We start from the raw sequence: 18,483 nt of genomic DNA, 5'->3' as shown, positions 1-18,483 counted from the left end.
GCGGGCGTCGGAACCTCCGGGGTACGTGGTCCGCTGCGGTGCGGAGGGCGCAGTCCACCGGCTCCGGGTCCCGGGCGGCAACGGGCCTTCCAGTGGCTGAAAGGAACCGCGCCGCCCGGGCCGGGTCTCAGGCCCCAGCCGGCTCCGGCTCGGCCGGCAGCAGCCGGTCCAGCAGGTCCTGCATCGTCACCAGGCCGAGCAGCCGGTCCTCGGACCGCACCAGCGCCAGGTGGCTGCGCTGCTGGCGCATGATCCCGAGCGCGGCGTAGGCGGTCTCCTCGCCGGTCAGGGTGAGCACCGGACGCATCAGATCGCGGGCGGTGGTCTCCGGAGCCCGGGTGAGGGTGTCGCGGACGTGCACCACGCCGACCGGTATCGCACCGTCGCGCACCACCAGCCGCAGGTGGCCGCTCGTCCGGGACACCTCGCGGATCTGTTGCACGCGGTCGTCGATCGCGACCGCGGCGAGCTCGTCGCGGACCAGCTCGCGCAGCGGCGCGCTGTCCAGCTCCATCGCCGTGAGCAGCTGGTCGTGGCGCCCCTGGTCGAGCGCGCCGGCGCGGGCGGAGTGGTCCACCAGCTCGCGCAGGTCGTCGGGATTGCGCCCGGCGCCGACCTCGTCCACCGGTTCCACGCCGACCCGGTGCAGGCACCAGTTCGCGATCCCGTTCAGCGCGACGAGCAGCGGCCGGGTGAGGAACATGAACCCCCGCATCGGCAGCGCGAGCAGGGTGGCCGAGCGTTCCGGGTGCGAGATCGCCCAGGACTTCGGGGCCATCTCGCCCACGACCAGGTGCAGGAACGTCACCACGACCATGGACAGCACGAACGCGAGCACGCCCGCGGTCGCGGTGGGCAGCCCCCAGCTCACCAGCAGCGGCTCCAGCGCCTCGTCGACGGCGGGCTTGGCCACGGCGCCGAGGCCCAGGGTGCACAGCGTGATACCCAGCTGCGACCCGGCCAGCAGCAGCGACAGGTCGCGGGCGCTGCGCAGCGCCGCGCGGGCCGAGGCGCTGGTCTCCGCGGCCTCCTCGAGCCGGTAGCGCCGGGCCGCGACGAGGGCGAACTCGATCGCCACGAAGAACGCGCTCAGCGCGATCAGGCCGATCGACACGATGACGGCGGTGAGGTTCATGCCCGCACCTCCGCGGCGCTCGGGGAGTCCTGATCGGATGCGTCGGCCCAGGCCAGCCGCACCGTCTCGGGCACCCGGCGGTCCACGGTCAGCACCGTCACCGAAAGCCGGGGGTCCGGTTCGTCGTCGTCGGCACCCGACGGGCGGGGCAGCGTGACGATCACGGCGTCGCCCGGCTCGGGCAGCCGCTGCAGCTCGGCGATCACCAGGCCACTGATGGTCTGGTAGTCGCCCTCGGGCATGTCGTGGTCGAGCAGCCGCTCGACCTCGTCGATGTGCAGGGTGCCGGGCACGGTCCAGTCACCGTCACCGATCGTGGCCTCGTCCTCGCCCTCCGGGTCGTGCTCGTCGGTGATCTCACCGACGAGCTCCTCGGCGATGTCCTCCATCGTCACCACGCCGGCCAGGCCGCCGTACTCGTCGACCACACAGGCGAACTCGTCGTCGGCCTCGCGCAGCTGGTGCAGCACGGCGGGCAGCGGCAGCGATGCGGGCACCAGCACGGCCTTGCGCATCACAGCGGCCACCCGGATGGCGTCGAGGTCGCGGCCCTCGAGCGCGAGCACGTCGCGCAGGCAGATCACGCCGACGACGTCGTCGGCGCCGTTGCCGAGTACCGGCAGCCGGGAGTGCCCGGACGCCATGATCTCCACCAGGTGGCCCACGGTCTCGTCGGCCGACACCGACGCCACGTGCGGGCGGGGGATCATCGCGGCCCGCGCGGTGCGGTCGGTGAAGTCCAGCACCCGGTCGAGCAGGGTGGACAGCTCCTCGGGCAGGTCGCCGCTGTCGCGGGACTCGTCGATGATCGCCTCGAGGTCGCGCGGGGTGGCCGCGTGCTCGACGTCGTGCACCGGCTCGATGCGCAGTGCCTTGAGCAGCAGCACCGAGGCCTGGTCGAACAGCCAGATCAGCCAGCCGAACAGCTTCAGGTAGATCGCGGTGGACAGGGCCAGCGCGCGGGCCACCGGCTCCGGCTCGGCGATCGCGAGGTTCTTCGGGAACAGCTCGCCGAAGACCATCTGCACGACGGTCGCGAACAGCAGTGCCAGCACGGTGCCGATCGCCACGCCGACGGCGCTCGGCACGCCGACGCCGCCGAGCAGCACCCCGATGCCGTTGCCGATCATCGGCTCGGCGACGTAACCGACGAGCAGACCGGTGACGGTGATGCCGAGCTGGGCGCCGGACAACATGAAGGAGGTGCGCCGGGTGATGGCCAGGGCCCGTTCGGCGCCGGCGTCACCGGCGGTGGCACGGGCCTTGAGCCGGGACCGGTCGACGGCCATGTAGCCGAATTCCTGGGCGACGAAATAGCCGGTCAGCGCGGTGATGGCGACGACCACCAGAACGCCGAGCATGATGCTCAGGACGGTGGTCATCGGGGGGCCGCCAGGGCGGCGGCGGGATCAAGCAGGGGAATGCAGCGTCGGTCGGCGACGCTGCCGGTACTTCGGGACGGGTCCATGGTCCTGTCTGGTCGAGGGGCCGGATCGTGCGGGCCCGCGGTGCGCGGTCACCTGGTACGACGTCGCGGATCCCGCCGGAAGTTCCCCAGCGGAATCGGACTCCTGTCACAGTACTGGCGGCCGGCCCGGTTTTCCGGGGAGGCGGCGTGGGTGCGCGCCGACCGGCGGCCCAGGACCGCCCGAACGGTTCTCCCCGGCGCGCCCGTCATGCGCACGGTGTGGTGGGAGCGGGCGGCCGGGTGTTGAACCCGCGCAGCACCGCCAGCAGGTCGGGATGGTCGACGAGCCGGCCGCCCTGGTAGGACCAGGAGAACGTCAGCGCGCCGCACCAGTCCGACGCCCGCCACTGCTCGATCATCCGCTGCAGCTCCGCGGCGGTGGGCCAGCGCCACTCCTCGCCCGAGAAGGCCTGCAGCATCCCCATGTAGTGCACGACCCCGGCGGCGTGCAGCCGGGCGATGTAGGACGGGATCAGCGACCAGTCGCAGCCGCCGCCCGCGACACACGGGTACGGGTCGGTGGCCAGCACGTCGACGGCGTCGCGGAACGCGGCGAACTGCGTGGGGTCGTCGATGTTGGCCAGCGTGATGTGCCGTGGGTTCGGGTCGAGCGAGCGGACCAGCGCCGCCCGGTTGCGCACCTGTGTGCTCGCCCCGGGGCAGTGGCCGTCGGTGTTCGGCTCGTCGGCGAGGAAGTAGCCGAGCACGCGCGCGTCGGTGGCCAGCGCGTACCGGGCGAACTCGTACCGAACCTGGTCGTCGTTCTCGCCCCACGTGCAGGTGCCGTTGTCGTACCCGCCCAGCCAGATCAGGGCCCGCTGCCCGGGCGGCACCCGGACCAGCTGGGACGGGGTGGCGTCCACGGCGGTGAAGCCGTCACCGGCGGCGGCCGGGTCCTGGGTGTCGAGCACGATCGAGGGGAACGGGTTCGCGGCCGTCCGCGCCGGCGGTGCGGCGGGGGAGCAGGCCTGCGCCGCGAGCAGGCCCGCGACCACCGCGGCGATCCGCCACACGGTGCGGCGGGCGGTGCGCGGGGATCGCGAGAAGGGCCGGGCAAGCGGACCCACTCGGGCACCTCCCTTCTTCCGTGCCGACTCTCCCCGGTACAGGCCGTCCGCGGCTCGTACAACTGCATGAGGTGTCTCGTGCAGGCGGCCGAAGACGAAATCCGTTCGGGAGGCAACGGTGTGAGCGTGTCCAGGCTGCGCGTGCTGCTCATCGACGACCACCAGATGCTCGCCGAAGCGATCGCGGCCGGGCTGGCCGCGACGTCGGATCTCTGGGTTCTCGGCCGCTGCACCACCGACGAGCCCCGGCTCGTCGAGATCGTGACGAGCTGGCGACCGGACGTCGTCACCATCGACGTGGAGTCGCTCGGGGTCGAGGCGCCCGGGCTGATCGAGCGGATCCGCGCCACTCGGCCCGAGGTGCGGATCGTGGTGCTGACCGCCACCCACGACCCGGCGGTGGCGGTCGCGGTGGCCCAGGCCGGGGCGAACGCCTGGCTGGGTATGGACGTCTCGCTCGAACGGCTCGTCACCGTCCTGCACATCGTGCACGAGGGCGGTGCCTGCTACCCCGAGGACCTGCTCGGCACGATCCTGCGCGAGTTGCGGGAGGACGCGCGCCGGGCCCGCGCCGGGGACGGTCCGCTCGAGGTGCTGAGTGCGCGGGAGCGTGAGGTCCTGCTCGGCATGATGGAGGGCAAGACGGGCACCGAGATCGCCCGTGAGCTGTTCCTGTCGGCGAACACCGTCCGCACGCACAGCCGCAGCATCCTGTCGAAGCTCGACGTGCACAGCCGGCTGGAGGCCGTCGCGCTGGCGCGCGCGGCCGGTATGCGCCCACCCGGAAACGATGCCTCGACCGTGGTGCGGTCCGTTCGAACGACGTAGGAAGTCTCATCCATCGGTGTGAGCCTTCGGTCAGATGGCGTCCCTAGCGTCGACGCAACGTCACGGCACAACTCTCGGTCTCACACGGATGGACTAATGGACGTCAACGAGATTCTCCTGCGCGTGTTCCGCGGACACTGGCGACTCCTGCTCGTCTGCCTGCTGCTGCCCCCTCTCGTGCTGGGGCTGCTGGCCGCTGTCACGCCCCGGACGTACGCCTCGTGGTCGCGCATCCAGGGGGGCACCGTGCTGGCGGGTTCGGACACCGAGGCCGACGCGCTGCTGAACCTGGTCAAGGGGGTGGCCACCAGCAACGCCATGGTGCAGCGGGCGCTGGGCGAGGCCGGCGTCACCGGGCGGGACCCGACGACCACGGCCACTCGGATCGACGTCGTCCGGCTGGGCAGCTCCGCGGTGTTCGACGTGTCGGTGACCGACCGTGATCCGGCCGTGGCCACCAAGCTGGATCAGGCACTGGCGACGGATGTGGTCAGCTACCTCAACAACGCCGGCGATGCCCGCACGGCCAATCTTCTCAGCGGTCTCAGCGACCGCCAGAAGCAACTGCAGGACCAGCGGCAGAAGACGGCCACGGCGCTGGCCCTCACCAAGGACCCGGTGGCCAGCGCCGACACCGCGGCGCAGCTCGCCGGTATCGACCAGCAGCTCAACGACCTGAGCTCGACGATGCGCCAGTTGCAGCTGAGCGGGACGTCCGCAGGCTCGGCAGGCTCGGCCGCCGTCATCTCCCCGGCGGTCAGCACCGGCGCCACTCCGACGAACCTCGCCACCGACCTCGGACTGGCCCTGGTGATCGGGCTCGTCGCCGGGCTGCTGGCCGCAACCGTGGTCGAGGTGCTGCGGCCGCGGGTGCCCGACGCCCGGGCGTTCGCGCGGGGTATCGGTGTCCCGCTGATCGGGCAGCTGCCGCGGACCGATCAGGGCCGTGCCGCCGACCCCGAACTGCTGTTCGCCCTGCGCCGGGCGGCCCAGCGGCACGAGGTCCGGCGCGCGCTGCTCGTCGGGCCGGGCGACCCGCAGCGGCTGGCGGCGATCGCGGCCGCGCTGCGGGCGGCGCTGAACGAGGCGGACCCGCCGGCCGGCGGGCCGGGCATGACACCCCCGCCGTCGCCGGCGCCCCGGCCTGCCGGGACCAACGGTCTGCACGAGGCGGGCCCGGCCCGGACGGACGTCCGAACCGCCGTGCTCGAGGCGCCCTGGGAGGTCACCCGCGGCCGCACCTTCGACCGGCTCGACGTGCAGGCCCTGACGACGTGCGACACCCTCCGCTCGACCGACCACTGTGGACTGCTGCCGGTGGTGCCGGTGCTCGCCCGGCACACCGCGCTGCAGCGCCTCGACGACCTGGCCGCGGCGACCGGCTTGCCGGTCATCGGCGTCCTCGGTGATCCCGGGGCCGCCCGGCGGCCCCGGTCGTGGCGGCGTCTTCTCAGGAGGAGCTCATGACCGCGATCCACCCGGCCGGCCCGCCGGCGGTGGTCTCGCCGGTGCCGGACACGGTGCCCAGCCTGCGGCTGCAGGCCGCACCCGGTGCCGGGCCGCTGGCCGCGGCGCTGCGCGAGGCGGTCGAGCTGCTGCTGGGTGCGGGCCGGCTGCGGCTGGCCCGGCCGGGCGAGCGGGCGGATCTGCTGCACACCGTCGGCGAGGTCGACGGCGACGCCGGGCTCGCCGCGTACCGGGTGCACACCGTCGACCGGATCCCGTTGCGCGGCCACGAGCTGGTCGCGACGCGCCGCTGGGCGCGCCGCGAGCGCCGGCGCGCCGCCCGCTGCGCCGTCTGGCTCACCCACGGGCGCACCGCGGGCCGGATCGTCGTGGAGGCGGCGCTGGCCCCGGGGGAGCGGGTGCGGTGCCTGCCGGTGCTGTCCCCCTGGCACGCGCCCGGAGCCGGGAGCCGGGACGGCGGGGCCGCGGAGCGTGGCGCGGTACGCCGCGAGCTCGGGATCCGCCCCGGGGTCCGGCTGGTCGTCGGCGTGGTCCCGGCGCGTCGCACCGCGATGCTCGGAGACTGGGCCGCGGCCGTCGAGCGGCTGGGTCGTAGCGACGTGCACGTGCTGCGACTCAGCGGTGAGGCCGGCCGGGCGCCGGCGCATCCCGCGGGCCGGCTGCCGCTGCCCGCGCTGCTCGAGGCCGCCGACCTGTTCGTCGCCGCCGGGCAGGACCTGTCCGCGGTCAGCCCCGGCGTCTCCGCGCTGGCCATGGGGCTGCCGGTGGTGGCGGTGACGACCGACAGCGCGGCCGAGCTGGTGACCTCCGGGCTCAACGGCAACGTCGTCGCCCCGCGCGACGACGCGATCGCCGACGCGGTCGCGGCGCACCTGGACGAGGCACGCCCGCCACGCCGGGTCGTGCCCACCGCCGACGACCGGCCGGCCGCGCACGCGCTGGCCCGCGGGCTGCTGGAGATCTACCGGCAGGCCCTCTCCGGGCCCGGGACGAGCCGGCGGTGGACACGATGACCACCGCCGACATCGGCCGTGCGGTCCCGTTCGCCACCTGTGAGATCATCCCCGAGGCCCGGGCCGCGGCGCTGGCCGTCCTGGAGAGCGGCTGGGTCACCACCGGCCCGCGTACCGCGCAGTTCGAACACCAGCTGGCCCGCTGGGTCGGCGCCGAACACGCCGTCGCCGTGAGCTCGTGCACCGCGGCCATCGAGCTGTCGCTGCGCGCGCTGCGGCTGCCGGCCGGCTCGCCGGTGCTCAGCCCGACGCTGACGTTCTGCGGTGCGGTGCACGCGATCGTGCACGCCGGCCTGCGGCCGGTCCTGGTCGACGTGGACGAGGCGACGCTGACCCTGCGCCCCCGCGACGTCGCGAGCGCCGCCGAGCGGTCCGGTGCCCGGGCCATGGTGGTGCAGCACATGGCCGGCTACCCGGCGCCGGTCGCCGAGCTGGCCGCGGCCGCCGGGCTGGATCCCGCGCACGTCGTGGAGGACGCCGCGCACGGGCTGGGCGCGGCGGCCGGACCGGATCCGGTGGGCAGCGCACCCGGCGCGACCTGCTTCAGCTTCTACGCCACCAAGAACCTGCCGATCGGCGAGGGCGGCGCGGTGACCACCGCCGACCCCGAACTGGCCGACCTGCTGCGGCAGAGCCGTCAGCACGGGATGAGCCGTGACGCCTGGCGGCGCTACCACCCCGGTAGCGGCTGGCGGTACTCCGTCGAGGTCGACGGGATGAAGGCCAACTTCACCGACCTGCAGGCCGCGATCGGCAGCGCGCAGCTGACCCGGCTGGAGGGCTGGCAGGCCCGGCGGGCCGAGCTCGCCGACCGCTACGACGCCGCGCTGCGCGACGTCCCGGGTCTGACGCCGCCACCGCGGCCGGTGACCGGGCGGCACGCCTGGCACCTCTACGTGCTCCGCGTCGGCCCCGGCTATCGGCTCACCCGCGACGCGCTCGCCGCGGCGCTCGCCGAACGCGGTGTCGGGACCTCCGTGCACTTCATCCCGGTGCACCACTTCCCGTACTTCCGAGCCCTGCTCGGCGCCCCGCACCTGCCGGTGGCGGACCAGGTCTTCGACGGCCTGCTGTCGCTGCCGTTGCACCCCGCCCTGGCCGACGCCGATGTCGACCACGTCTGTGCCCTGATCACCGATCTGGGCCGCCGAGGAGGGTCCCCCTGATGCAGCGTCTGCGCCTGCGCCTCCGCCGCACCCCACCGCCGCCGACCGGAACCCGCACGCTCATCGTCGGCGCGGGCGCGGCCGGTCGCACCCTGGCCCGCGACCTGATGCGCAACCCCGAGTACGGCCTCACCCTCCTCGGGCACCTGGACGACGACGCGCGCAAGCGGCGGGTCAACCGGCTGCCGGTGCTCGGTCCGCTCTCCGCGCTGGCCGACACCGTGCGTGCCGAGCGGATCGACGTCGTCGTGGTGGCGATCCCGTCGATGCCGCCGGTGGAACTGGCGGCCCTGGTCCGCGAGGCCGTCCGGTCCGGGGCCCGGGTGCGCTACCTGCCGTCGTTCCACGCCGCCGTGCAGCGGGACAGCCGCGGCGGTGACCTGATGGCGGTGGCGCCGGCGGCGCTGCTGGGCCGCGACGAGGTGCACGTCGTACGGCCGACGACCCGGGCCACGGTCCGCGATCGGCGGGTGCTGGTGACCGGGGCGGGCGGGTCGATCGGCAGCGAGCTGTGCCGGCAGATCCGCTCCTACGGGCCCAGCGCGCTCTACATGCTCGACCACGACGAGTCGAACCTGCACAGCCTGCAGTTGGAGATCAGCGGCGCGGCGCTGCTCGACACCGACGAACTGCTCGTCGCCGATATCCGGGACCGCTCCCGGATGCGGCAGATCTTCGCCGAGCTGCGCCCGCAGGTCGTGTTCCACGCCGCGGCGCACAAGCACCTGCCGCTGCTGGAGCGCCATCCCTGCGAGGGCGTCAAGTCCAACGTGCTGGGCACCCAGCACCTGGTGGACGCGGCGGTGGAGCACGGCACCGAGCGTTTCATCCTCATCTCCACCGACAAGGCCGCCGCCCCGACCTCGGTGCTCGGCGCCACGAAGCGGCTGGCCGAGCTGATCGTGGCCAGCCGGGCCGGTGGCCGCACCGCGGTCGGGTCGGTGCGGTTCGGCAACGTGCTGGGCAGCCGTGGCTCGTTCCTGCACGTACTCGCCCACCAGATCGCCGCGCACGAACCCGTCACGATCACCGACCCGGACGTGGACCGGTTCTTCATGACCGTCGAAGAGGCGGTCGGGCTGGTGCTCGAGGCCGGGGCGATGGCCGAGGACGGCGAGACCTTCGTGCTCGACATGGGCCAGCCGGTACGGATCGTCTCCCTCGTCGAGTCCTACGCCGCGCAGGTCGGCGCCACCGACGTCGACATCCGGTTCACCGGGCTGCGGCCGGGCGAGAAGCTCAACGAGGCGCTGTTCAGCGACTCCGAGGACCGGACCCCGACCGCGCACCCGCGGATCTCGGCGACGCTGGGGCCGGCGCTGCCCGACGACTTCGAGGACGGTCTGCACGCGCTGTACGCCGCGGCCGAGGCCAACGCCGCGCAGGAGGTGCGCGCCCGGCTGACCCGGGTGGTGCCGGAGTACACCCCGCCCGCGCTGGCGGTCCCGGCCGCGAGCGGCCTGTTCGACGCGCCCTACCCGGACGGCTTCTGATGGACGGCGAGCTGATCCAGGCCGGGGAACGGCTGGTCGTGCACGCGCAGCCGCGCTGGCTCGACGAGGTGCTCGCCGAGGCAGCCGGCGACGCATGGCGGGCGCCGTCGGGCCGCCCGGCCGACGTCGAGGTGCTGGTCGAGCCGCATTCCGCGGGCTTCGACGTGCGGGGCTGGGAGCCGCTGACCCGGGGTGCGTACCGCCGGGGCAACCGGTGCGTCGTGCAGAACGCCTGCGGCGCCGGGTTCGACCTGCACGTGGACGCCCTGCACTCCGGGGCTCTGCAGGTGGTGGCCCGGTGGCGACCGCCGCGCCGCGAACGGCTCGCCGCGCTGCTGCTGCGCGCGCGGTTCCACCTGCTGGCCCGGGCGGTGCTCGTGCAGTACCCGGCGCTGTGGCAGGCGGGCCGGCGCGGCCGGGTGCCGTTGCACGCCGCCGCTGTGGCCATCGACGGGGGTGTGCCGCTGCTGGCCGGGCCGGGCGGGGTGGGCCGGTCGACCGTGCTGCTGGCCGCTGCGCAAGCGGGTGGCCGGGCCTGCTCGGACAACCTCGTCGCCGGCGACGTGGAGCGGGTGCACGGCCTGGTGGAGCCGATGCGCGTCGAGGGCGGTGCCGGGCGCCGGATGGCCCACGGGCGCCGGGAGCGCCCGCTGCCCGGGCGGGTCGACGAGCTCGCCCCGGACCGGATCGTCGTGCTCCGCCGCGGCGGCGGCCCCCGGCCGACCGTGGCGGGGCTCGACCCCGGCCGCGCCGCCGCGGTGCTCACCGGGGGCACCTACATGGCCGGTGAGCTGCGCCGCTACTGGGCGCTGGCCGCGACGCTGGCGATGGGCACCGGGATGGGCCCCGTGCACCCGCCGGTCGCGGACGTGGCCCGGGCGCTGGCCGCGCGGCTGCCGGCCACCGAGATCACCCTGGCCGGCCGGCCGACGCCGGACCTGGCCGGCCTGCTCACCGGGCGGCCCACCGCCACCGGGGCGCGGTCGTGAGCCCGCGGGTGCGGGTGGCGACCGTCGTCACCCGGTTCGAAGCGGGCGCCGGGGAGGTGGCGCTGCGCGGCGCGCTCGCGCTCGACCCCGACCGCTACCCGGTCACCGTGATCGCCGGCAGCGGGAACCGGCTGCTCGACGAGGCCGCGGCCGCCGGGCTCGAGGTCGTGCTGGAACCGTCGCTGCGCTCGCCGATCGCCCCGCGCGACGACATCCGGGCGCTGCGCCGATTGACCCGGCTGCTCGGCGCCCGGCGCTACGACGTGGTGCACACCCACAGCGCCAAGGCCGGCACGCTCGGCCGGCTCGCCGCCCACCGCGCCGGGGCCGGCCGGATCGTGCACACCTTCCACGGGCTGCCCTATCACGAGTTCCAGTCCGCGTCCCGGCGCGGGACCTACATCGGGATCGAACGCCGGCTCGGCCGGATCACCGACGTCGCGCTCTGTGTCGGCACCGGCGTGGCGGTCGAGGTCGTGCGCCGCCGGCTGGTCGCGCCGGAACGGGTCCGCACGATCGGCGTCGCGACGGGCGGCGCGGCGACCCCGCGCACGCCGCGCACCCGGGCCGCGGCCCGGCACGCCCTGGGGCTGCCGGTCGACGCGACCGTCGTCGGCGCCGTCGGCAGGCTCGCCTACCAGAAGGCCCCGGAGGACTTCGTCGCCGCGATGGTCGCGCTGCACCGCCCTGGCACGGTCGGGGTGTGGATCGGCGGCGGCCCGCTCGCCGAACAGGTGCGGGCGGCGGCCGCCCGGGCGCTGCCGCAGGCCCGTGTCGTGCTCCTCGGTGAGCGTCCCGACGTGCGCGAGGTGCTGCCCGCGTTCGACGTCTTCGCGCTGCCCAGCCGCTACGAGGGCCTTCCCGTGGCGATCGTCGAGGCGATGACCTGCGGCGTCCCCGTGGTGGCGACCGCGGTGAACGCGGTGCCCGACGTGGTCGTCCCCGGCCGCACCGGGCTGCTCGTGCCGCCGCAGCGGCCGGACCTGATGGCCACCGCGGTGGGTCATCTGCTCGACCACCCCGACGAGGCCGACCGGATGGCGGCGGCGGCCCGCGACTGGCTGGGCGACCGCTTCGGCGACCAGAGGCTCGGCGATGCGCTCGTCGCCGCCTACGCCCCACCCCGCTGTGCCCCTTCCCGAACCGACCAGGAGACCCCGTGCGCGTAGACATGATCAGCAGCGAGCAGACCGAGCGGGAGGACGGCCCGACCGTCTTCGACAGCGTGCTCTCGCCCGCCGACCCCACGCTGCTCGCCCGGCTGCACGACGGCACCGCCACCGCGGACCTGGCGGCGCCGCCCGTCGTGCTACCCGACTTCTGCCACAAGGCCAAGTCCGAGATGCCCTCGAGCATCGCGGTCGCCACCCGTGGTGCCATCCGGCCCACGCTCACCGACGCCGCCCTCAACTGCGGGATGGCGCTGGCCACCCTGGACGTGCCGAAGCCGAGCGAGCGGGCCGTCGGCGACTTCTACCGGCGGGTGCGTGAGCGGTTTCCCAGCCCGCCGGGCTGGAAGTTCGAGCTCACCCGCGACGAGGTGCTGCGCGCCGCCGTCGAGGGCGCGGACTTCGCCGCCGACCGCTACGGCATCGAACGCGGCGAGCTCGACCGCGTCGAGGAGTTCGGCCGGATCCCGGTCGAGGAGTTCGGCGGGGCCGAGCGCGCCCGCAAGGAACTGCCGTGGCTGTGCGTGCAGCTGGCCCGGCTGCGCTTCGGCACGATCGGCCCGAGCACGCACTTCCTCGAACTGCAGCAGGTCGAGGAGATCCTCGACCCGGCGGCCGCCGAGCGGCTCGGGGTGCACCAGGGCCAGGTCACCGTGCAATTCCACAACGGGGGCGGCGTACTGACCGGGCAGATCGGCGAGATGTACGCCCGCCGCAAGTCCGCGTCCCGGATGCTGCGCGCGGAGATGGCCGCGCAGAAGCCGCTGACCCACCTGCTCGGGGCGCGCAGCCTCGCCCGCGCCCGGCGGCGCTTCGAGCTGTACTTCACCGCGGGCTGCCCGTCGCTGCCGGTCGACGGCGACGACGGCCGCCGCGTGCTGCTGGCCCAGCGGCTGTCGATGAACTACGGGTTCGCCTACCGGCTGGCCACCTACGCGGCGCTGCGCTCCTTCGCGCGGGAGGCGTTCGGTGCGCGGATGGACCTCGTCGTCGACTCCCCGCACAACTCGATCTACGAGGAGGACATCGACGGCGCGCCGGCGTACGTGCACCGGCACAACGCCGCGCGCGCCTGGACCCCGGAGATGATGGCCGGACACCCGGCGTTCGCGGAGACGGGCCAGCCGCTGCTGCTGCCTGGCACGAACCGGACGTCGTCGTTCCTGTGCGTGCCCGCCGCCGACGCCCGGCGCAGCCTCTACACGGCCTGCCACGGGACCGGAAGCATCATCAGCGCGTTCGTCCGCGACGGCCGGTCCGGGCCGGACCCGCTGGGCCGGCACACGGCTTGCTACTCCTACAGCGACGCCGCGCCGCGCGAGGTCGCGCACCTCGACGACCTCGGCGTGGGCGAGGGCCTCGACATCCTGGTCCGCAACGGGCTGGTGCGGCCGGTGGCCCGGATGCGTCCCTTCGCGGTGCTGTCGTGAGCGCGGCGGCGGACGAGGCGGTGCGGGCGCCGTGGCAGGAACTGCTGCCGCCCGGGCGCCGCTTCGTCGCGCTGCCGTCGCGGCACCGTCCGGTGGTCGTGGCCGAGTTCGAGCGCCCGGTGCTGAGTTACGTGCGCACCTCGCTGCTCGCGGCGCCGCCGCGGTCGGGGCTGCCGAGCTGGGTCTACGCCGCGGCCAGGCAGGCCCTGCGGATCCGGCCGCTGTGGCGGCTGCTGCCGCGCCCGGCGTCGCGCGGCCCCGGGGGCGCGGAACCGGCGGGTGCGTTGGCCGGTTTCGTCGCGGACGGCGACAAGCGGCTCGTGGTGCTCCAGCACAGCCGCGACCCCGACGCCCGGTGCGTGCTGCTGCTGTTCACCCCGAACGAACCGTCGCCCAGCCACGCCGTCAAGATCGCCGGTGACGTGCGGGCGGCGGCGCGCATCGACCGCGAGGCACAGCGGCTGCTGGCCCTGCAGCGGGTGCACAGCCGCCACCTCGCCGGCAGCGTGCCCCAGGTGCTCGACGTGCTCGACCACGGCGGCCGCCCCGCGCTCGTCACGACGGCGCAGCGGGGCGTGCCGATGCTGGTCCGCTACCACCGCCGGGGCCACACGGCGGACCCGGAGGCGGTGCGCGCCGACCTGGCCGCGGCCAGCCGCTGGCTGCTGCTGGCCCAGTCGGCGACCCTGGGCCCGGCGGCGCCGCTGGACCTCGCCCCCGGGACGGCCGAGCGGCTGCGCGCCCGGCTCACCGCTGCGCCGGCCGCCGACCGCGTGCTCGACCGGCTGGGCGCGCTGCGCGCCCGGCTGGGCCGGTACGCGGCGCCGACCACCCTGGTGCACGGCGACTTCTGGCCCGGCAACCTGCTGACCGACCGTGGCGAGATCACCGGGGTGGTCGACTGGGAGCACAGCGAGCTCGCCGGCAACCCGGTGCGCGACATCGCCCGGTTCGCCCTGGCCTACTCCATCTATCTCGACCGGCACACCCGCCCGGGCCGTCCGGTGCCCGGCCATCCCCGCCTGGTCGCGGGCCGGCCCGGTGCCGGCGCCGGCTACGGGATCGACGGCACCGGCTGGTACCCCGACCTGGTCCGCGGCTTCCTCACCGCAGGCCTCACCCGGCTCGGGCTGCCTGCCGCGTGCGGGCGCGACGCCGTGCTGGCCGAGATCGCCGCGCTCGCCGCCGAGGCCACCGACCCGGACTTCGCCCGCGACCAGCTGACGCTGTTCATGACCCTGAGCGAGACGACGCCATGACCGAGCTCGACGATCGGCGCCCGGTGATCCCGGCGACCGCCGGATCCCCGGACCTCCGCACCGGCCCGGAGCCGGCCGATCCACTCCGGTTGCCACCGCGGCGCACCGCCGAGCGCGCCGCGGTGGTGCTCGGCGTGCTGTCGGTGGCACTGCAACCGTTCCTGCACCCGACCGGGCCGGGCAACAGCTCTCCGGTCGACGTGGCCATCCTGCTGACCATCCTGGCGACCGGGATCTGGGCGGCGGGCGCCTCGATCCGGCTGCGAGCGCCCTATGCGTGCGCGATGGCGCTGATGGTGCTGGGTGGGGCCATCGCCGGGTTGGCCGGCCCACTTCCGGCCAACTCGCTGCTGTCCGTCTTCCAGGACCTCGTGATCTTCTCCTGGGCCACCGCGATGACGAACCTGGCTCGCAGGCCCGGCGTCCTGCGGCTGCTCTCCTCGACCTGGGCGGTGCTGTCGGTCTGCTGGGGGACGGTACTGGTCACCGCGTCGCTGTTCGGGCTCACCGCCGTCGAGGGCATCGTGGCCCGGGAGGGCAACCGGGCGCTGTTCACCTTCGGCGACCCGAACTACGCCGCCACGTTCTGGGTGTCGTCGATCTTCATCGTCTACGCGACCCAGCGGCCACGGCGGGTGTGGCTGCGGTGGCTGGGCTACCTGGTGCTGGTCTGGTCGCTGGTGCTCAGCGAATCCAACGGTGGTGTGCTGGAGCTGCTCGCCGGCTGCGCGGTGGTGGTGCTGGTCGCCACCCACCGCCGCTTCGGCGCGATGACCACCCTGGCGGTGCTGCTGATCCTGGGCTCCGTGGTGGGCGCCGGGCTCACGGTCGTGCCGTTCACCCAGATCCAGACCTGGGCGCGTGACTCCGGGCAGCCGATCCTGGTGAACTCGCTCGGCCGCAGCGACAGCAGCAGCGCCCAGCGCAGCGAGCTGATCCACGAGTCGCTGCAGCTCTATGCGAGCGACGGGGTGCTCGGTTCCGGACCGGGGACCACCAAGGAACTGCTGTCGGACCGGCAGTACGCCTACGCCAAGGAGGCGCACGACGACTACCTGGCCGCTCTCGTCGAGCGGGGCCCCCTCGGCGTGGTCGGGATCGTCGTGCTCGTCGCCACGGCGGTGCTCCGGTCCGCCCGGGTGCTGCGCGGGCCGCCGCGCGGCTGGGCGGAGCTGCCCCGGCCCTCAGGTCTGATCGCGGCGCTGGCCGCGATGGCCCTGGCCGGCACCTACTACGAGGTGCTGCACTTCCGGTACGTCTGGCTGTTGCTGGCGTTCGTCGCCGCGGTCGCGGCCCGCTGGCCGATGCCGGTGCGACCGTTGGGCACCCCGTCGGTGCCGTCGCGGGAGACGTCGTGAGCCGCCCGCAGGCCACCGCCACCGGGTCCCGCCCGGCGCCCGGGCTGGGCCGGCGCAGCGCGACCGCCAACCTCGTCGCCCAGGGTGGGGCGCTGGCCGCCCTGTCGGTCGCGAGCCTGCTCGTGGCCCGCTGGGGCGGGGCCGCCGTGCTGGGGGAGTACGCGCTGCTGCGCGTGCTGCCCTGGCTGACCGGGGTGGTGATCAGTGCCGGGCTGCCGGTGGCGTCGACCTACTACGTCGCCGGCGAGCGCGGCGCCGACCCGCGGCTGCGGCCCACGCTGACCGCGCTCGCGATGGGCGGCTCGGTGCTGGGCGTGCTGGCCTGGACGCTCGCCGCGCCCGCCCTGGACTTCTTCTTTCCCGCGACGTCGCGCGGGCAGCTGCTGCTCGCCGGCGTCACGGTGGCCACCCAGCTGGTCACGGTGTGGGGCAAGGCGTGCTGTCAGGGCACCGCGGACATGCGCGGCTCCAATCTGATCATCGTCACCGAGGAGCTGATGTTCCTGCCGGCCTACGGCGTCGCGCTGGCCGTCGGGCTGGACGGCATCGCGGCGGTCCTGGGCGGCCTCGTCGGCGGCGGGGTGGCGGCGGCCACGGTGTCGGTGGGCCGCCTCGCGGTGACCGGCTTCTTCCGCGGCTGGGGCGCACCCTCGGCCGGCGTCGCCCGGCGGGTGATCGTCTTCGGGGCCCGGGGCCAGCTGGGAAACCTGCTGTGGCTGGTGAACCTGCGGCTGGACTTCCTCGTCCTGGGCGCGCTCGCCGGGCCGGCCGTGCTCGGCGTCTACGCGGTGGCGTCCAAGTTCGCGGAGCTGATGCGGCTGCCCGCCACTGCCTGCAACTACGTGCTCTACCCGCGCTTCGCCCGTTCGGACCGGGCGGTGGCCGACGCGGAGGTGCGCCGGCTGATGCCGCGGGCGGTCGCCCTGACCGCGGCGGCGACGCCGCTGCTGGCGCTGGCCGCGGCGTTCACGCTGCCGTTGCTCTACGGCGAGACCTTCCGCGGTGCGGTCGTACCGGCCTGCGTCCTGCTCGTCGGGCTGGCCGTCGAAGGGGCCGCCGCGGTCGCCTCGGCCTACCTGTGGGGCGTCGGACGGCCCGGTGCGAACTCGGCCGGGATGGCCGCCGGAGTGGTCGTGACCGTCGCCCTGGACGTCGTGCTCATCCCGCGGCACGGCGCTCTGGGTGCGGCGATCGCCTCCAGTGTCGCCTACCTCGTGACGGCGGCCGTGCTCGTCGGGCTGACCCGCCGCCTGGCCCGGCCGTTGCGGGCCGGGGCCACGCCGCGGGGCGCCGGAGGGACGGGGTGAGACCGCGTCCGCTCCCGGCGCTGGCCGGCCTGCTGCTGCTGGTGGTTGTCGTCGTCGTCGACGTCACCACCCGGCGGCCACCGAGCGCGCCGACCTGCACCACCGCCACGGCCCCGGCCGGATACACGGTGCAGCTGTGCATCACCGGGCCCGCGGCGGGCGCCGATGTCGCCGGCCCGGTGCCGGTGACGGCCACCACCCAGCTCACCGGCCGCGCGCCGGCGGTCAACGGGATCACCTACACCCTCGACGGCGGCTACCTGCTCTTCGACCCCCAGTCGCCGTACGCGTTCAACCTGCACACCTACCGTTACCCACCCGGCCTGCACACGCTGTCGGCCTCGGTGGCCTTCAGCGGTGGGTACGCCTCGCCGCCGCTCACCCTGCCGCTGGACTTCACCGCCACCCCGGCCCCGCCGCCGACGGCGCCGTTCCGGCCCACGCCGGGCACCGACCCGGCCCCCGGCAGTCCGCTGCTCGTCGCCGCGGCCGGCGACGGAGTCTCGGGCTTGACGGCGGAGCGCCGGGTGACGGACCTGATCGCGTCGTGGAAACCCAACCTCGTGCTCTATCTCGGCGACGTCTACGCGCACGGCGCCCCCGAGGAGTACGCCAACTGGTACGGCGAGAACGGCAGCTTCTACAGCCGGTTCCGGTCGATCACCAACCCGACGCCGGGCAACCACGAGTTCGAGAGCGACCGGACCGGCCGACCGTACTACGACTACTGGGGCGACCCACCGCCGTACTACAGCTACGACACCCACGGCTGGCACATCATCACCCTCGACAACGTCAGCCCGGCGACGGTCCTGAGCACGAGCTCGGCGCAGTATCAGTGGCTGGCCGCCGACCTGGCGCGGCACCCCGACCCGTGCACGCTGGTGACCTACCACCGGCCGCGGTTCACCGAGGGGCGCAGTGAGACCGAGGGGCCGAGCGAGGCGGCCACCGACTTCGACGCGTTCTGGCGGCTGATCGCGTCGCACCACGTGCCGCTGGTGCTCAACGGGCACTCGCACAACTACCAGCGGTGGAAGCCGATGGACGCCGACGGCGCGGTGGTCGGCGGCGGGACCACCGAGTTCGTGGTCGGCACCGGCGGACAGTGGCTCAGCCCGCTGCTCGTCCCGGACCCGCGGATGGCCGTCGGCTTCGACAACGCCACCTCGGCGTGGGGGGCGCTGCAACTGCAGCTGTCGGCCACCGGCGCGACCTACCGCTTCATCACCGAGGACGGCGTCACCGAGGACTCCGGCGTGGTGCCCTGCGCCGGGACCGTCGCCCCCGCACCCGGGCCATGACCTCCCCGACCTCCCCGACCTCCCCGACCT

General features: G+C 74.7%; 15 protein-coding genes. 12 read left to right on the top strand and 3 right to left on the bottom strand.

From position 1 onward, the window contains the following. Nucleotides 1-127 precede the first annotated feature (127 nt). From HF526_RS04905 to HF526_RS04895, 3 genes are all read right to left on the bottom strand, one after another. Nucleotides 128-1,135, bottom strand: coding sequence for a hemolysin family protein (locus HF526_RS04905; protein ID WP_169380046.1), 1,008 nt, complete (start codon nucleotides 1,133-1,135; stop codon nucleotides 128-130). Then, the gene (locus tag HF526_RS04900) at nucleotides 1,132-2,517 is read right to left on the bottom strand and encodes a hemolysin family protein (protein ID WP_169380045.1); all 1,386 of its coding nucleotides are present in this window, start codon (nucleotides 2,515-2,517) and stop codon (nucleotides 1,132-1,134) included. The genes HF526_RS04905 and HF526_RS04900 overlap by 4 nt, the downstream gene beginning before the upstream one ends. Before the next feature lie 292 nt (nucleotides 2,518-2,809). After that, nucleotides 2,810-3,670, bottom strand: coding sequence for a hypothetical protein (locus HF526_RS04895; RefSeq protein ID WP_169380044.1), 861 nt, complete (start codon nucleotides 3,668-3,670; stop codon nucleotides 2,810-2,812). Nucleotides 3,671-3,790: 120 nt separating this feature from the next. Between HF526_RS04895 and HF526_RS04890 the strand changes: the two genes are divergently transcribed. The 12 genes from HF526_RS04890 to HF526_RS36780 all read left to right on the top strand — a co-directional run bounded on the left by HF526_RS04890 (nucleotide 3,791) and on the right by HF526_RS36780 (nucleotide 18,453). Beyond that, nucleotides 3,791-4,498, top strand: a complete 708-nt coding sequence (locus HF526_RS04890; protein ID WP_338051296.1) for a response regulator transcription factor — start codon at nucleotides 3,791-3,793, stop codon at nucleotides 4,496-4,498. Between the two features lie 96 nt (nucleotides 4,499-4,594). Continuing rightward, nucleotides 4,595-5,965: a GumC domain-containing protein gene (locus tag HF526_RS04885; protein ID WP_169380043.1), complete on the top strand. Its 1,371-nt coding sequence runs from the start codon at nucleotides 4,595-4,597 to the stop codon at nucleotides 5,963-5,965. Next, the gene (locus tag HF526_RS04880; RefSeq protein ID WP_169380042.1) at nucleotides 5,962-6,978 is read left to right on the top strand and encodes a glycosyltransferase; all 1,017 of its coding nucleotides are present in this window, start codon (nucleotides 5,962-5,964) and stop codon (nucleotides 6,976-6,978) included. Before HF526_RS04885 ends, HF526_RS04880 begins: the two co-directional genes overlap by 4 nt. Next, a complete protein-coding gene (locus HF526_RS04875; RefSeq protein WP_169380041.1) occupies nucleotides 6,975-8,144 on the top strand; it encodes a DegT/DnrJ/EryC1/StrS family aminotransferase in 1,170 nt (389 codons plus the stop codon). Before HF526_RS04880 ends, HF526_RS04875 begins: the two co-directional genes overlap by 4 nt. Beyond that, entirely contained in the window at nucleotides 8,144-9,637 is a 1,494-nt protein-coding gene (locus tag HF526_RS04870; protein WP_169380040.1) for a polysaccharide biosynthesis protein, read from the top strand. The genes HF526_RS04875 and HF526_RS04870 overlap by 1 nt, the downstream gene beginning before the upstream one ends. Continuing rightward, entirely contained in the window at nucleotides 9,637-10,626 is a 990-nt protein-coding gene (locus HF526_RS35120; protein WP_169380039.1) for a hypothetical protein, read from the top strand. Before HF526_RS04870 ends, HF526_RS35120 begins: the two co-directional genes overlap by 1 nt. Beyond that, complete coding sequence (locus HF526_RS36785; RefSeq protein ID WP_169380038.1) at nucleotides 10,623-11,795, top strand: glycosyltransferase; 1,173 nt, start codon at nucleotides 10,623-10,625, stop codon at nucleotides 11,793-11,795. The genes HF526_RS35120 and HF526_RS36785 overlap by 4 nt, the downstream gene beginning before the upstream one ends. Then, nucleotides 11,786-13,225, top strand: coding sequence for an RtcB family protein (locus HF526_RS04855; protein WP_211176780.1), 1,440 nt, complete (start codon nucleotides 11,786-11,788; stop codon nucleotides 13,223-13,225). Before HF526_RS36785 ends, HF526_RS04855 begins: the two co-directional genes overlap by 10 nt. Beyond that, nucleotides 13,222-14,484 carry a phosphotransferase family protein gene (locus tag HF526_RS04850; RefSeq protein ID WP_169380037.1) on the top strand — a complete coding sequence of 421 codons (1,263 nt, stop codon included), beginning with the start codon at nucleotides 13,222-13,224 and terminating at the stop codon, nucleotides 14,482-14,484. Before HF526_RS04855 ends, HF526_RS04850 begins: the two co-directional genes overlap by 4 nt. Further along, nucleotides 14,481-15,842: an O-antigen ligase family protein gene (locus HF526_RS04845; protein WP_169380036.1), complete on the top strand. Its 1,362-nt coding sequence runs from the start codon at nucleotides 14,481-14,483 to the stop codon at nucleotides 15,840-15,842. Before HF526_RS04850 ends, HF526_RS04845 begins: the two co-directional genes overlap by 4 nt. Further along, nucleotides 15,839-17,149 (top strand): oligosaccharide flippase family protein, encoded by a 1,311-nt coding sequence (locus tag HF526_RS04840; protein ID WP_169380035.1) that lies wholly within the window; start codon nucleotides 15,839-15,841, stop codon nucleotides 17,147-17,149. Before HF526_RS04845 ends, HF526_RS04840 begins: the two co-directional genes overlap by 4 nt. Next, entirely contained in the window at nucleotides 17,146-18,453 is a 1,308-nt protein-coding gene (locus tag HF526_RS36780; RefSeq protein WP_169380034.1) for a metallophosphoesterase, read from the top strand. Before HF526_RS04840 ends, HF526_RS36780 begins: the two co-directional genes overlap by 4 nt. Nucleotides 18,454-18,483 lie beyond the last annotated feature (30 nt).

The organism is Pseudonocardia acidicola, assembly GCF_012911935.1.
Lineage (GTDB): Bacteria > Actinomycetota > Actinomycetes > Mycobacteriales > Pseudonocardiaceae > Pseudonocardia > Pseudonocardia acidicola.
This window is presented reverse-complemented; position numbering and strand designations above follow the sequence as displayed.